This is a genomic window from Streptomyces sp. HUAS TT11, from assembly GCF_051553595.1.
Classification (GTDB): Bacteria; Actinomycetota; Actinomycetes; order Streptomycetales; family Streptomycetaceae; genus Streptomyces.
This window is the reverse complement of sequence record NZ_CP196184.1, coordinates 1475091-1489870: the sequence shown is the minus strand read 5'-3', so window position 1 is coordinate 1489870 and position 14780 is coordinate 1475091. Positions and strand designations below refer to the sequence as shown.

The following is a 14780-nucleotide window of genomic DNA, read 5'->3' as shown; positions in this document are numbered from 1 at the left end:
GACGAAGCCGGAATCCGTGCCCGCGGCGCCTTTCCATGTTCCGGCGCCGGCGTCGACCTGTAGGGGGCGGACTTCCGACCGTGAAGAAGATGTTCTCGGCTCCCGATCCGGGGCTGTTCCGGTTGCGGATCTCGCTGCGCGCGGTGCTCGGGATCGGCCTTGCCGTGGCCGTGTGCGAAAGCGCCGGACTCTCCCTGCCCGCCTCGATCACCGGCGGGCCCGCCGCGCTCCTCGCGCTGTTCACGGTCGCCGATCCCACCGCGCGGGGTCAGGCCCTGACCACCGCGCTGATGCCGGTCGTCGGCCTCCCGGTGCTCGCGCTCGCGTCGTTCCTGCACGGTGTTCCGGCGGTGCGGGACGCGGTCTGGCTCGCGGTCGCCTTCGCCGGCGTGTACGCCCGCCGCTGGGGGACACGCGGCCATGCGCTCGGCATCTTCGCGTTCATGATGTTCTTCGTCGCCCAGTTCCTGCACGCCGTCCCGGACCGGATCCCGGAGTTGTACGCGGCTGTGGGACTGTCGCTCGCCACCGCCTCGGCGGTCCGGTTCGGCGTGTGGTGCATCGAGCGCCGCCGGCCGCTGCCCGCCGCGCCCGCGCCCGCGCCGCCGGCAGGACGGGGCCTCGGCCGGCCCGCCACCCGGCAGGCCTTCCAGGCGACGGCCGCCTGCGCCTTCGCCGCCGCCGTCGGCCAGGTGGTCTCGCACGAGCGCTGGTACTGGGCGGTCGGCGCCGCGTGGTGGATCTTCGTGAACGCCGCCTCACGCGGTGAGACGCTCGTACGCGGCGTCCGGCGTGTCGTCGGCACGGTGGCCGGCGTCGCGGCGGGACTGGCGATCACCGTCCCCCTGCACGGCGCGCCGATCGCCACCGCCGCGCTCATCGCCGTCTGCGTGTTCGGGATCTTCTACACGGCGGCGCCGTCGTACAGCTGGATGATGTTCTTCGTCACCGTGCTGGCGGGGCTGCTCTACGGCCTCCTCGGGGTCCTGCACCCGGGGCTCCTCGGACTGCGTCTCGCGGAGACGGGCGTGGGGGCGCTCGGGGCCGCGCTCGCGGTCGCCCTCGTGCTGCCGGTCACCACCCACGCGGTCACCGACCAGTGGGTGCGCCGCGCCCTGCACGCGGTGCACGACTGCACCGCGGCGGCGACCCGGCGGCTCGCGGGCGACGCGGCCTCGGAACCGGCGGCCCGCGCGGCGGAGCTCGAAGGGCTTCTGGGCCGTGTGCGTCTCGCCCTGGCGCCGCTGGTGCACCCGCTGAACCCGCTGCGGGCGCGCAGGGCGCGGGCACTTCGGGTGCTCGCCCTGCTGGACGAGTGCGCCCGTCAGGCGCGCGGTCTCGTCGCCGTCGCCGCCGATCCCGACGCCTCGCACGACGCCCGGCTCACGGCCGCGTGCCGCCGCGTGGAGACGGCCGTGGAGGCGCTGCTCGGTGCGGTCCCCGAGCGAGCCGCAGGGGTGCCTTCGACCGGCGTCCCCGACCACCATCCGGGCGCCGAACAGGCCCTCGGCCACCTCCACGACCTGGAGCGCGCGCTCGTGGCCCTGGCCACCCCGCTGCGGGGCTCCTCCCTCGCCCAGGCCTGACACCGGCCACGGGGCACACGGCGCTCCCCGCTCCCACCGCTCCCTTTTGGTCTAGACCTGCTGCTACCTTCTCCCGCAGAGTGTCGGTGAGAGGGGACGTCAGTGACGGACGGCGGCGGGCGGCGGAGGGCGTACATCGGCTCGTTCACGGCGGCGGGAGGACGGGGTGTCATCGCGGCGACCGTGGATCCGGACAGCGGGGCGCTGAGCCTTCTGGGTGCTGTGGACGCAGTGCCCGATCCCTCGTACCTCGCACTGTCCGGCAGCGTGCTGTACGCCGTCAGCGAGACGGGCGCCGGAGCGGTGGCCGCGTACCGCGTCGACGGAGAGGGGCCCGTGCCCATCGGTGCACCCGTCTCCGTAGGGGGGAGCGGGCCCACGCATCTGAGTGTGCACGCCGGACACGTACTGACCGCCAACTACGGTTCCGGCAGCGTCACCGCGCTGCCGTTGCGCGGCGACGGCACCGTCGTGGACGGTGCCGGAGCCGTGCTCCGGCACGAGGGCTCGGGCCCGGTCGTGGAGCGGCAGCAGTCGGCGCACGCCCATCAGGTGCAGCCCGATCCGAGCGGCCGGTGGATCGTCAGTGTCGACCTCGGCACGGACTCGGTACGGGTGTGCGCGTTGCGGGGCGGCGCCCTCACGCTGCATCACGAGGCCGTGCTGCGTCCCGGGTCCGGGCCGCGCCATCTGGCCTTCCATCCGGACGGTGAGCGCGCCTACGTCCTCAACGAACTGGCCCCCACCGTCACCGTCTGCTGCTGGGACGCCGCGGCCGGAACGCTCCAGCCGGTCGGCGAGATGCCCGTGCTGCCCGACGAGCCCGTGGGCGATGCCTACCCGTCCGGGATCGTCGTCTCGCCCGACGGGCGCTTCGTGTGGACCGCGACGCGTGGGCAGGACGTACTGTCCGTGCTCCCCGTCGAGGGCGGGTCGCTCGGCCGGCCAGGCGCGGTGCCGTGCGGGGGTGTCTGGCCGCGGGCGATCGCCCTGTCGGAGGGGTTCCTGTACGTCGCCAACGAACGGTCGGGGGACGTGAGCTGGTTCGCCGTGGACCCCGCCTCGGGCGTACCGCGACGGCGGGGCTCCGTGGAGGTCCCGGCGGCCTCCTGCGTCGTCTTCGGCTGAACCCCGCCCGCAACGGTGCAGTCGGACCGTCCTGGAGCCGTGCACGGCGTCGGGGGCGGCGGTGCGCTCCACCGGTGTGCGGTGTGTGCACGGGCGCGGCTCCGACAGGACGAAGGGCCCGGCTTCCTGAGAGGAGCGGGCCCTTGCCCGGGCATCGGGCGCGGTCCGACCGCGTTCAGTGGACCGGAGCGCCCTGCGGCTGCTGCGGGGCGATGCCCAGCGCCGCCGCATACTTGGAGAGCGCCAGCTTGCCGATCGCCGGATACGGGCCGAGCGCCTCCGCCGTGGAGCAGTCCGCTTCTTTCGCCGCCGCGTCCAGCAGCCCGGGCTCCAGCTCCGGTCCGATGAGGTACGGCGCGAGCGCCAGCTGCTGCGAGCCCGAGGAGCGCAGCTGCTCCGCCACGGCCGCGATCGAGCCCTCCTCGTCGAGCGCCGCCGCGATCACCGGCACGGCGAGCCGGGCGGCCAGCAGCATGCCCGTGATGCCGGCCGCCTGTACGGCCTCGTCGCCGCCGACGGAGGCGAGGATGATGCCGTCCGCGGCGGTCGCCACCGTGAACAGCCGGGCGCGGTCGGCACGGGCCAGGCCCGCCTCCGACAGGCGCACGTGCAGCGCCTCGGCGAGCAGCGGGTGCGGGCCGAGGGCGTCGGTGAGGTCGGCCGCGATGCGACTGTCCATGACGGCCTGGCGGATCCGGCGCAGCAGCGCGCTGTCCGGGCCGGCCAGCAGGGGCACCACCACGGCGACGGGCCCGTCCGGCTCCTTGGCCTCCACACCGGCGGCGACGGCCTGCTCGTAACGGGCAGTGCGCTCCTCGGAGGTCTTCACGAGAACGGACTGCAGCGTGGGGAACTCGGAGTCGTCCCCGTCCAGGTACCCGATGCGGGCGTCAAGGCCGGGCAGCTCGGAACGCGCGATGCTCACGACCTCTTCGGCGAGGCTGCGCGTGGCGGCGCTGGGCTTGCCGGGCACCGCGAGGACGAGCGCGGGCGCGCCCTCGGGGGCCGCCAGCGGTTCCGGGCGGCGGTGCCGACCCGGCTGGCGGGGTCGCGGCATTCGTACAGGCAGGCCGGGTGCGGGGCCAGTGGGGGAGCTCATGGCGCCGCATGCTACTCAATTTGTGGGCTCCCCTGTTCGGGGAGGGTGCAGGTGAGCGGTTTGCGTCCGGTTTTGTCTGATGAGTTACGTACGGAGGAGAAGTGGTCGATACGGCGCGACTTCTCCTCCGTTCATCGGGAACAACTTCCCCGTTACGGCAGGGAGAATCGGCCGCCGCCGTCGTCCGCACCGGAAAGGGGGCTTTGGGCGCAGGGAAGTTCGAGTCCATCGGATATGAGTGCGAGTGCGAGTCGTGCGGTGCAGGGCGGGCGGGTTGCCGTCCGCCGGGACGCGATCTGAGTGCCTCCCGGGAGCGGACCGCCCCCCGAGCCTGGCGGCCTTCACTTCGCCGGCGCCCGTAGCCGAACCCAACCCGCCTTCCTGCGTGGGGAGTTGCCTCGGCGGACAAGGGATGTCCCAGCACCTCGGAGTGCAGATCGGACGGCTTTCGGTGCTGGGTCCCGTGTGCCGGCGGCTGGGCCGTCCACGGGACCCGGGCGTGTCACGGCAGACGCCAGTCCACCTGCTGCCCACCCTGGCCGATCAGCAGGTCGTTTGCCCGGCTGAACGGGCGTGAACCGAAGAAGCCCCGGTCCGCCGACATCGGGGACGGGTGCGCCGACTCGATCGACGGCAGGTCTCCGAGCAGCGGCCGCAGATTGCGTGCGTCACGCCCCCACAGAACGGACACCAGCGGCTTTCCTCGCCCGGCCAGCGCGCGTATCGCCTGCTCGGTGACCTCCTCCCAGCCCTTGCCCCGGTGCGCGGCGGGACGGCGCGGCGCAGTGGTGAGCGCCCTGTTGAGCAACAGCACACCCTGCTGGGTCCAGGGTGTGAGATCGCCGTTGGACGGCTGGGGCAGGCCCAGGTCGGTGTTCAGCTCCCGGAAGATGTTGATCAGGCTGCCCGGGAGCGGCCGAACCTCCGGGGCGACGGAGAACGACAGGCCCACCGCGTGCCCCGGTGTGGGATACGGATCCTGTCCGACGATCAGGACGCGGACTTCGTCGAAGGGCTGCTGGAAGGCGCGCAGGACATGGGGGCCCGCCGGGAGGTAGGTGCGCCCCGCGGCGATCTCGGTACGGAGGAAGTCCCCCATCTCGGCGATTCGTCCGGCGACGGGTTCGAGGGCTTTCGCCCAGCCGGGTTCGACGATCTCATGCAACGGTCGTGGTGCCACGGGCGTCACCCTACTGCCGTGCGGACCGTCGCGATCACCGGGTGGTCCGAGAGCGACCGGGAACGACCGTTCCGTTGACGAACAGGGGGCGCTGCGCTCGTACTTGACCGGACGTCATTCCTTCCCGGGGCGGGGCCCGGTTCCCTCCCGCGGAGGCCGCGGCACGGCCGCCGCCGGATCAGGAGATCACCGCCGCCCGTACGCACAGCACGTCCGGGAGGTGCGACGCCAGCCGCTGCCAGGAGTCGCCGTCGTCCGCGGACGCGTACAGCTCGCCGTTGCGATTGCCGAAGTAGACGCCCGCCGGGTCCGCGTCGTCCGTGCACAGGGCGTCGCGCAGCACCGTGCCGTAGTGGTCCTCGTCCGGAAGCCCCGCGGCCAGCGGTTCCCAGTTCTTGCCCGCGTCGGCCGTGCGGAAGACCCGGCACCGGCGTCCGGCCGGAACGCGGTCCGCGTCGGCGGTGATGGGGAAGACGTACGCCGTGTCCCCGCGGTGCGGATGCGCGGCCGCGGCGAACCCGAACGTCGACGGCAGACCCGCGCCGATGTCCGTCCAGTGCGCACCCGCGTCGTCGCTTCTGTACACCCCCCAGTGGTTCTGCAGATACAACCGGTCCGGGGTCGCGGCATCCTGGGCGACCTTGTGCACGCACTGGCCGAACTCCGGGTTCGGATCCGGCAGGAACACCGCGGAGACACCGGAGTTGGACGGCTTCCAGCTCGCGCCCCCGTCCTCGCTGCGGAACACCCCCGCCGTCGACACGGCGACCGTCAGCGCCTTCGGGTCCCGCCGGTCGCTGACCACGGTGTGCAGCCCTTCGCCACCGCCGCCCGGCACCCACTTGTCCCGCGTCGGGTGCTCCCACAGAGGGCGCACGAGGCCGAAGGTCTCGCCCCGGTCCTCGGAGCGGTACAGCGCCGCCGGTTCCGTACCCGCGTAGACCACGTCCGGCTCCGCCGCCGCCGGGTGCAGCTGCCACACCCGCTCCAGTGAGGCGCCGGTGTCCTTCGGGAACTTGACGGCGGGTCGCGCCGGCTCGGTCCAGGTGCGGCCCAGGTCGTCGGAGTGGAAGACGGAGGGCCCCCAGTGCGCGCTGTCCCCTCCGGCCAGCAGACGCGGGGTGTCGCCCCGGGTGTCGATGGCGACCGAGTAGACCGCCTGTGCGTTGAAGTACGGACTCTCGTCGAACTCCCAGGCGCCGCCTTGCCGTCGCCCGATGAAGAGTCCCTTGCGTGTGCCCACGGTGAGCAGTACGTCGGCCATGCCGACCACCTCCGAAACGCCGGTGTTCCAGACAGGGGCCAGTCTGCACCCCGGCAGTGACAGACACCCTCGGACCGCTTGTCCTCGCAGGTCGGCAGCCGTGTTGCCGTCGTGCGGAGCGACGTGTGCCGGGGTCCGTGGGGTCGGTCGCGACGGTCCGGGACCGGGTGCCCCGGCCGCCGTCGCGCCGCGGACCGGTGGACCCCGGCTGAGCGGCGGGCGCCCGGCACGCGTATGGAAGTGCGGTCGGGGGGTGTCCGTGCGTGAGGAGGTTGCCATCGATGACGGCGTTCCGCGGTCCCGGGGTGTGGTGGTGGCGGTGGCGGCGCAATCCGCTGCGGCGCCGCAGCGATGCTCTGGAGGCCTGGATCGTGTTGGCGGTCTGGTCCGCGACCGTGATCGGGGGAGTGCTGGCGGGGACGGCGGCGGCACACGCCGTGGAGCGCGGTCTGGCCCGGCAACGGGCCGAGTGGCGCCCGGTGGTGGCCCTGCTCGCCCAGGACGCGCCGAGAGCGTCCGGCGCCGGCCCGGTGTGGGCGGACGTGCGCTGGAGGGGAGAAGACGGGGCGTTCCACCTCGGCCAGGCGCGGGTGGCCGCCGGAAGCCCGACGGGCACCGCCGTCACCGTCTGGTCGGATCGCGACGGCTTCCTGGTGACACAGCCCCCCACGGCGTCCGCGATACATGTGCGCGCCGCCATGGTCGGCTTGATGACGGGAGCCGGCGCGGCGGCCGTCCCGTTCCTGGGCGGGCGCATCGCCCGCGACGGTCTGGACCGGCGGCGCATGGCGCAGTGGGACGCGGCCTGGGCGCGGTTCGGGTCGGCCTGGGGGCGGAAGACGGGCTGATCCCCGCCGGGGCGAGCCACCGCCGGACTCCCCCCGCGGACACGGAAATCGACGGGTTCCGCGGCGAGCTCGGCGGGCCTCCCGCGCGGCGGCTCCCACCCGCGGCACCCCGTCGAGGCGGAGCGCCGCCGCTCTCTCGCGGCGCACGGCCGGCAGGGCCCGCACCCCGCCGTGTCGCGCGCGTCCCGAACCGGGGACGCGCGGGACACGGTCACGTCGGCTCTGCCGCTGTCGACGCCGCTAGCAGTGCTTCGGCCGTAGAACCTGGACCGCGCTCAGTGCCTCCCGGCAGACGCGCAGCAGCCGTTCGTCCTCCAGGACGTCATGGCTGCCGTATCCGCCGGTTCGTGCCCGGTGCCGACGCGGAGCGGCCACCTCCGTGCGCAGCAGATCGTGGACCGGCTCGCCGGCCCGACCCATCCCGGCGAGGCACTCCGCGATCGTGCCGCGCGTGTACAGGTTCTCCTCCCAGGCGGCGCGCAACACGGGCAGGACGGGGTCCGGATCGCCCGTGACGCGCCACAGGGCACATGCGGCCGCCGTACGCTGCCACACCTCGTCGGACCGCGTCATGACGCTCAGCTCCGGCACCAGCGACCGAGCCTGCGCGCCCATCCGTCCCAGTGTCTCGGCGGCCGCCCGCCGGCGATGCGGCCGCCCGGACCCCAACTCCCTGCCCAGCACGGGAAGAACCGCTTCGGGATCCCTCTCGGCCGACCACAGCGCGGCGGCCGCCGGCACCGCGCACTCCCCGTCCAGCAGTCCGCGCAGCACGGGGATCGCCTCGGGTGCCGCCAGGGCGTCCAGGACACGTACGGCGGATTCCGTGAGCGCCTCGCGCCGCGGCAGGTCGCCGGGCACTTCGTGCAGCAGGCGGAGCACGTCCGGCAGCGCGGCCGGATCGCGCAGCTGTGCGAGCGCGTGCAGGGTCGTCCCGGCGTGACCGCACACGTCGGGGGAGTCCGGCGGGACGCACCTCAGACGGGCGCGCAGGGGACCGGCGAGTCCGGCGGCCTCGGGTCCCAGATGCGCCACCACGTACCCCAGGTCGTGAGGAACGGTCTCCTGTCCGAGCACCGCGGCCAGGGCCGGTATCGCACGAGGGTCCCCGGTCCGGGCGAGCGCCCTCAGCGGACCGCCGAGGGTCGGCGCCCCGTGCTCCCAGCGCCGCACCCAGCACTCGGGGTCGGCGGCCACCAGCGCCGCGAGCCGGTCGGCTGCCGGCGCCGCCAGCTCGAAGAGGTCCTCCAGGACGGAGACCGCCGCCTCCCGCAATCGCGCGTCGTCGGCGGCGAGCTGGTCGCCGATCAGCGCGACCGGTTCCTCGTACGCGCCACGCCACTCGCGGAAAAGCCCGGCCGACATCCACACCGCATTGCACCGGTCGGCCACGTCCGGACTCGTCAACTGGCCGCTCAGCAGGGCGATCCGGTCGACGGTGCGGCCGCCGAGCGCGGCGTGCAGCGTGCGCAGCAGCCGGGAGCCCTCCTCGTCCGCCGGACGCAGCCGCCGCAGCCGGCCGACGAGCGTGTCGGTCTCCGGACGGTCGTCCGTCCGGGGTGCGCGGGGCACTCGGGATCTCTCCCGCAGCAGTGCGACGACCGTCGGCACCAGGTCCTTCGGCAGCCGTTCGGGGGCGCGGCCGGCCAGTTGGCCCAGTGCGGCCAGTCGCAGTCCCGGGTCGGTCAGTGTCCCGTACAGCTCGTGCAGGAGATCGACGGCGGGCAGAGGCGACCGCGGGTGAAGCCGTGCGAAGCACCCGAGAGCCTCGATCAGCGCCGTCTGCACGCTGCCGTCCGCCTCCCGCTCGACGCGCCTGCTCAGCACCGCGAACACCCGTGCCGGGCCGTCGGCGAACCGCACCACCGCGTGTGCCGCCGCCCGCCGCACCTGGGGATCGGCGTCCTCGGTCAGGCCGAAGAAGGTCTCGGCGCCCGCTCGCACCGCCGCGCGGGCCATCGCGTAGTTGTCCGGCCGGTCCGCGTCCGTGTCGTCGGGGAAGTCCTCGTCCTCCAGGTCCGTCCCGCCGATGCTCGCCAGCAGTTCCACGACGCTTCCGCGATCGGGCAGTCCGGCCCGGCCTATGACGTCGAAGAGGAAGGGGATGCAGGCGAGTGTCGAGTCGTACACATCCCCCTGGTGGTGCACGGCGCCGTACATACCGTCGAGCGCTCTCTCCCGCTCGTCCGGGAGCCTCGAGACGAGTCCCCGCAGCAGCATGGGCACGTCCTCGGCGCTTCCGTAGGCATGTTCCATGGAGGCCCAGTCGACCTCGTCGATTCCGATGAACACGGCGCTCCTCCCCGTAAGTCAGCAGCCGGTCGAGAGTGTGTATCACCCCACTGACAGCCACGCCCGGGATCCGCCGAAGCGAGCCGAGTCCTGCCCCTGTTCGGACACGCGCTGCGACAATCGTGCCGGGAACGGAGCGACAGCTGCCCGCAGCTGCGCGGACGCTCATGAGCGGCGCGGGTGCCGCCTCGCCGCTCGGGCGGATCGGCACGGTCCCCGGCGTCCCGCCGAGCGTGTCAGGCCCGCATCCGGTCGGACGTCCCGCCCCGGACAGGCGGACCCGACGGCGTCCGGCCCCACTCCGCCGCCGGGTCGGGGAAGGCCGGAACCGGCGCCGCGCGACCGCCCGCGGAACGGCCTGTTCGGCACCCCGGACCTCCGACGAGGGGTGTACGCCTAGACGCAATGCCGTTGCGTTACGGGCTTGTGGGTTGGGGTCTTGTGATGAGGACGGCTTGCATGCCGGTGCGGGTCGGCTGCGGCCAGGCACGGTGTTCAGTCCGCTTGAGGTGGTAGTTGGACATCTTGTGTTTCACGGCTCGGGGCTGGCTGCGGAGCCGTCTGACGGGCAGGAGTCGTTCCAGGAGGTCCTGCTCGAGCATCACCAGTGCTCTGACCAGGAGGTCAGGGGGAAAGCTGCCCGGCGTGACGGTCACGCTGCGCCGGGCAGAGTGCAGGGTTTCGGTGAAGGAGACCCGGTCGGGGTCCAGGCCGCGGGTGGCAGCCGTTCTCAGCATGAGTTCGCGCAGTGCGTGGTGGACCAGGAGGTGTGCCCAGATCTGCTGGCGGACACCTTCGGGTGTCTTGCTGCTGAGGACGACGCGTGCGCCGCGCTGGTGTGTTTTGATCTCGGCGAAGACGGACTCGATCTCCCAGCGCTCGCGGTAGAGCGCGGCCAGTTGCCGGGCCGGATACCGTCGGGCGTCCAGCAAAGTGGTGACCAGGCAGTATCCGTCGGCCCCGTCCTCGCCAGCCTGTTCTTTGACCCGGTAGGCCAGGACACGCACCACGACCGGTTCATCGCGGGCGGGGCCACTGCTCACCCGGATATGAGAGAGCCACGACCCGTCACGGAACTGCCTGGTGACAGGCAGGACGCGGTTGGCGGGTACTCGCCACACCAGGTCGGCACCGGTGTCTGCAAACGCACGCCACAACGGGACTCCGAGGAACTCCCGATCGGCCAGGACGAGCTGCCCCGGGCCGACCGACCGGGGCAGGCGGGCGACCAGGGTGACTTCTCCGGTGCGGCAGCCGGCGAATCCCGCGTCCAGCACCGCATGACTGCCGATCTCCACCAACGCCGCCATCCGCACCTGCGGGAACGCACTCCTGCCCGACCCACGGCCACTGCCGGGACGTCCGAAAGCGGCTTCATTTGCCTCGCTGTCCGCGACGTCCCAGCAGGTTCCGTCGTCGGCCAGCAGCCGTAAGTCCCGCCAGAACGCCCCGCGCGTCGCCTCGGTGGCCATGGGCTTCGCGGTCGTGGCGAACAGCACCCGCAAAGGCTCGGATCCCAGCCGCTCCCGAGCCCTGAACAGCGAAGACTTCGCCGGAACACGCCAGGTACCCAGCAGCCCCACACCCCGCAGTCCCTCGACGAGGTGCCGCATCACTTCCAGATACGGAGCAGGCGAGAACAGGGCCAGCCCCAGCACGAAGTACACCACCAGCCGCGCGGGAAGCAGCCGCTGACGCTGCTCAGAACGCCCGCACGCGGCCACCACCCGATCCACCAAGCCTGGCGGATACACCCAGGTCAACAAGCCGAGACCCGATAAGTCGGACACACTCGCAGCCACCCGAACCACCCCCGGGATCCACTGCCAAGCAGGCTACGCCCACAGCAAAGGCAACGGCATTGCGCCTAGACGTCCTTGCCGTGCTCGTCGGCGACCTCGCCGTATTCCGCGCCCCCGCGTCCCCCGGTGGCGGCCGTACCCGCCTTCGCCGGCCGGTGGTTGAAGAGCAGGTTCAAGGCGATCGCCGTCAGGGAGCCGGCGCTGATCCCGCTGTTCATCACTGTCCGGAACCAGTCCGGGAAGCGCTCGTACACCGTCGGCACACCGACCGGCAGCATGCCGACCGCGAGCGAGACGGCCACCACGGTCACGTTGTGGCCGGCCTTCAGGTCCACCTCCGCGAGCGTCCGCAGCCCACTGGCGGCGACCGTCCCGAACATGACCAGACCCGCACCGCCCAGCACCGGTGCCGGAATCGCCGCGACCACCGCGCCGAGCTTGGGCAGCAGCCCCAGCACCACGAGGATGCCGCCGGCCGTCGCCACCACCCATCGGCTGCGCACCCGGGTCATGCCGATCAGACCGACGTTCTGCGCGTAGGCCGTGTACGGGAAGGTGTTGAACACGCCGCCGAGCACGGTGGAGAGCCCGTCGGCCCGCAGGCCGTCCGCGAGCGAGCGGGGCTCGACCCTGCGCCCGGTCAGCTCCCCGACCGTGATCAGATCGCCGGTCGTCTCGGTCATCGTCACCAGCGCCACCACGAGCATCGACACGATCGCCGAGGCGCGGAAGACCGGAGTTCCGAAGTGGAAGGGCGTGCTGATGCCGACCCAGTCGGCATCGCGGACGCCGCCGAAGTCGGTGAACCCGAACGGAACCGCGACCGCGACCCCCACCGCGATGCCGATCAGCACCGCGATCCGGCTCAGGAACGCCGGCGCGAACCGCTGCACCCCGAGCACCACGGCCAGGACGAAGGCCGCCAGAGCGAGGTTCCCCGGTTCCCCGAAGTCCTTCGAGCCCCGGCCGCCCGCGACCCAGTCGCCCGCCACGGGCAGCAGCGAGAGGCCGATGATCAGGATCACCGTGCCGGTGACGAGCGGGGGGAAGAAGTGCAGCAGCCCGCCGAAGACCGGCGCGAGCAGCATGATCGCGCACCCCGACACGATCACCGAGCCGTAGATCGCGGGCAGCCCACCGCCCGTCGTCCCGATCAGCACCATCGGAGACACGGCGGCGAAGGTGCAGCCCTGCACGATCGGCAGCCGTACACCGAAACGCAGGAAGCCGACACACTGGATGAGCGTGGCCACACCGCACACCAGGAGGTCGGCCGTGATCAGGTAGGCCAGGTCGGCGGCCGACAGCTTCATCGCGCCGCCCACGATCAGCGGAACCGCCACGGCACCGGCGTACATCGCGAGGACGTGCTGGAAGCCGAAGACGGCCAGTCGGCGCAGGGGCGGGACTTCGTCGACCGGGTGCACGGACATGGTCATGGGCGGGACCGCGGGCCGCTCGAACCGGCCGTCGACGTCCCGGTGGCTGCCGCCGCGGATCGACTCTTCAGTGCGCGTCTCCGCGCGCCGCGGCCATCAGGGACCGCCAGTCCGGGAGCTTCACCGCGGACCGGCCCAGCGACGCCCCCAGTTCCGCCTCGGCCCGCTCGATCGCCTGCCACCCCGTCCACTCGACGGGGGCGAGCCCGTCCGCCTCCAGGGCCGGCAGCGCGTCCTCGGGGACCTCGCGCTGCATGAGTGCGGGGGCGTCCTCGAGCAGCGACGTCACGGTCTCCTTCGCGCACGGCCGGTTCGTTCCGATGACGCCCGTCGGGCCCCGCTTGATCCAGCCGGCCACGTACTCGCCCGGGGAGACCTCGCCGTCGCGCAGCACGCGCCCCGCCCGATGCGGCACCGTCCCCGTCGCCGTCTCGAACGGGAGACCCTCCAGCGGCACTCCGCGGTAGCCGACCGAGCGCAGTACCAGCTGTGCCTCGATGTCCTCGTACCGCCCGCTGCCCGTGACCCCTCCCCGTCCGTCGGGCAGCGTCCGCTCGAAGCGCACGGCCCCCACCCGGCCGCCGTCGGCGAGCAGTTCGACCGGGCGCAGGAAGAAGCGCAGCCGGATCCGGCGCGGCGCACCGCGAGGCGGTGCGGCGGCCCAGGCGCGCAGCACCTCGACATTGCGCCGCTGGGCCGTCGGCAGTCCGGTGGGGTCGGCATACGCCGGGTCGAGCGCCAGCTCGGCCTCGTCCACGACCACCTCGGTGTCGGGCAGGGAGCCGAGCTCGCGCAGTTCCTTGGTGGTGAAACGGGCCTGCGAGGGACCGCGCCGCCCCACCATGTGGACCTCGGCCACCTTGCTGTCGCCCAGTGCGGCCAGCGCCGCCTGCGGCATGTCGGTGGGGCTGAGCTCGGGCAGCCGGCGGGACAGGATCCGGGTCACGTCGACCGCGACGTTTCCGACGCCGATCACCACTGCCGTGCGCGCGCCGAGCACGAAGTCGTCGGTGAGGGAGTCCGGATGCGCGCTGTACCAGGACACGAACTCGGTCGCCGACCAGCTGCCGGGCAGTTCCTCGCCGGGGATGCCGAGGTGCCGGTCGGTCGCGGCACCCACGCAGTAGACCACCGCGTGGTAGTGCTCGCGCAGCCGCGCCGGCGACACCCCGCCCGGCCCGACCTGGACGCCGCCGAGGAATCTGACCCGTTCGTGCTCCATGACGGTGCGCAGGTTGTTCTGCAGCGACTTGATCTTCTCGTGGTCCGGTGCCACTCCGTAGCGCACGAGACCGTACGGGCACGGCAGCCGGTCCAGGACGTCGACGCGTACCTGTGGATCCTGCTGGACAAGGCTCTGGGCGGTGTAGACCCCGCTCGGCCCGGAGCCGACGACGGCGACATGCAGCACGGCGGAACTCCCTCGCTGAGGAGATCGCTGGTGGCTCCAGCATTGCACCGCGCGCGGCATGAAGGGAGGGGTGAACGGGTGCGGCGCTGGGCCGACGGGGTGCGGTGCGCGCTCCTGCCGTGCGTGGCTTTCGCATCGTATGTGATGACGCGCATACGTTGCGTTGTGTGCTCGAAGTGTCCTTTCAGGAATTTTCCGATCACTTCCGGTCGGATGGGGCGGTGTCCGTATGTCCCGCGTGGGAAGTGCGGGAGCACGGAGACGTCACGACGTGGTTCGCCGTGCGGCTCGATCTGCCCGACGGCGGGTGGATCGATGTGCTCGCCGTGGCGTCGGGTGGGTGTGTGGGGATCGAGGAGGTGCGGTCCCAGCCGCCGTTGACGTTCGACGACCTGGCGGCCGTCGTCGACTGGATCGAGGAACCGCTGCTCGAGGCCTGCGGGATGGCGCCGGAACGCGAGGGCGAACCCGGCGGGACGTCCGCGTGCCCCGACCGGCCCGCCATGCCCCGCGGTGTCGACGGGCTGCGCTTCGTCGCCGAGGAGTATCTGGCCGCCCGTCGCGAGGGCGTCGACCCGGTGTGCGCGGTGATGCGGGCGACCGGGCGCAGCCGGCGCAGGTCGCTCAAGCTGATCGCGGGCGCAAGGGAGGCCGGGTTCCTGCCGCCACGTCATGTGCGCTGCTGAGAGGTGCTTTTGCCCCGGCGAGTACAGGAACGTTCATGCCGGGCC

General features: G+C 72.7%; 11 protein-coding genes. 4 read left to right on the top strand and 7 right to left on the bottom strand.

Annotation, left to right across the window (positions count from 1 at the left end):
- Window positions 1-89 precede the first annotated feature (89 nt).
- Both ACSHXN_RS06935 and ACSHXN_RS06930 read left to right on the top strand, forming a co-directional pair.
- Entirely contained in the window at window positions 90-1586 is a 1497-nt protein-coding gene (locus ACSHXN_RS06935) for an FUSC family protein (protein ID WP_438306436.1), read from the top strand.
- 102 nt (window positions 1587-1688) lie between these two features.
- On the top strand, window positions 1689-2714 hold the full coding sequence (locus ACSHXN_RS06930; protein WP_438302805.1) for a lactonase family protein: 1026 nt from the start codon (window positions 1689-1691) through the stop codon (window positions 2712-2714).
- Window positions 2715-2889: 175 nt separating this feature from the next.
- On the opposite strand, the gene ACSHXN_RS06925 is transcribed toward ACSHXN_RS06930, so the two are convergent.
- The 3 genes from ACSHXN_RS06925 to ACSHXN_RS06915 all read right to left on the bottom strand — a co-directional run bounded on the left by ACSHXN_RS06925 (window position 2890) and on the right by ACSHXN_RS06915 (window position 6257).
- Window positions 2890-3813, bottom strand: a complete 924-nt coding sequence (locus tag ACSHXN_RS06925; protein ID WP_355135628.1) for a sirohydrochlorin chelatase — start codon at window positions 3811-3813, stop codon at window positions 2890-2892.
- A gap of 502 nt (window positions 3814-4315) precedes the next feature.
- On the bottom strand, window positions 4316-4993 hold the full coding sequence (locus tag ACSHXN_RS06920) for a uracil-DNA glycosylase (RefSeq protein WP_356294597.1): 678 nt from the start codon (window positions 4991-4993) through the stop codon (window positions 4316-4318).
- Between the two features lie 178 nt (window positions 4994-5171).
- Window positions 5172-6257, bottom strand: a complete 1086-nt coding sequence (locus tag ACSHXN_RS06915) for a WD40/YVTN/BNR-like repeat-containing protein (RefSeq protein WP_355135624.1) — start codon at window positions 6255-6257, stop codon at window positions 5172-5174.
- Between the two features lie 281 nt (window positions 6258-6538).
- On the opposite strand from ACSHXN_RS06915, the gene ACSHXN_RS06910 reads away from it, so the two are divergent.
- The gene (locus tag ACSHXN_RS06910) at window positions 6539-7105 is read left to right on the top strand and encodes an Rv1733c family protein (protein WP_438302804.1); all 567 of its coding nucleotides are present in this window, start codon (window positions 6539-6541) and stop codon (window positions 7103-7105) included.
- 240 nt (window positions 7106-7345) lie between these two features.
- Here ACSHXN_RS06910 and ACSHXN_RS06905 read toward each other — a convergent pair whose 3' ends face one another.
- The 4 genes from ACSHXN_RS06905 to ACSHXN_RS06890 form a co-directional block, all read right to left on the bottom strand.
- On the bottom strand, window positions 7346-9397 hold the full coding sequence (locus ACSHXN_RS06905) for a HEAT repeat domain-containing protein (RefSeq protein ID WP_355135620.1): 2052 nt from the start codon (window positions 9395-9397) through the stop codon (window positions 7346-7348).
- 416 nt (window positions 9398-9813) lie between these two features.
- The gene (locus ACSHXN_RS06900; protein WP_438306435.1) at window positions 9814-11187 is read right to left on the bottom strand and encodes an IS4 family transposase; all 1374 of its coding nucleotides are present in this window, start codon (window positions 11185-11187) and stop codon (window positions 9814-9816) included.
- A gap of 77 nt (window positions 11188-11264) precedes the next feature.
- Window positions 11265-12638: a nucleobase:cation symporter-2 family protein gene (locus ACSHXN_RS06895; protein WP_438302803.1), complete on the bottom strand. Its 1374-nt coding sequence runs from the start codon at window positions 12636-12638 to the stop codon at window positions 11265-11267.
- Between the two features lie 67 nt (window positions 12639-12705).
- Window positions 12706-14049, bottom strand: coding sequence for an FAD-dependent oxidoreductase (locus ACSHXN_RS06890; protein ID WP_356112696.1), 1344 nt, complete (start codon window positions 14047-14049; stop codon window positions 12706-12708).
- Window positions 14050-14270: 221 nt separating this feature from the next.
- Between ACSHXN_RS06890 and ACSHXN_RS06885 the strand changes: the two genes are divergently transcribed.
- Complete coding sequence (locus ACSHXN_RS06885) at window positions 14271-14735, top strand: DUF6214 family protein (protein WP_355135614.1); 465 nt, start codon at window positions 14271-14273, stop codon at window positions 14733-14735.
- Window positions 14736-14780: the final 45 nt, after the last annotated feature.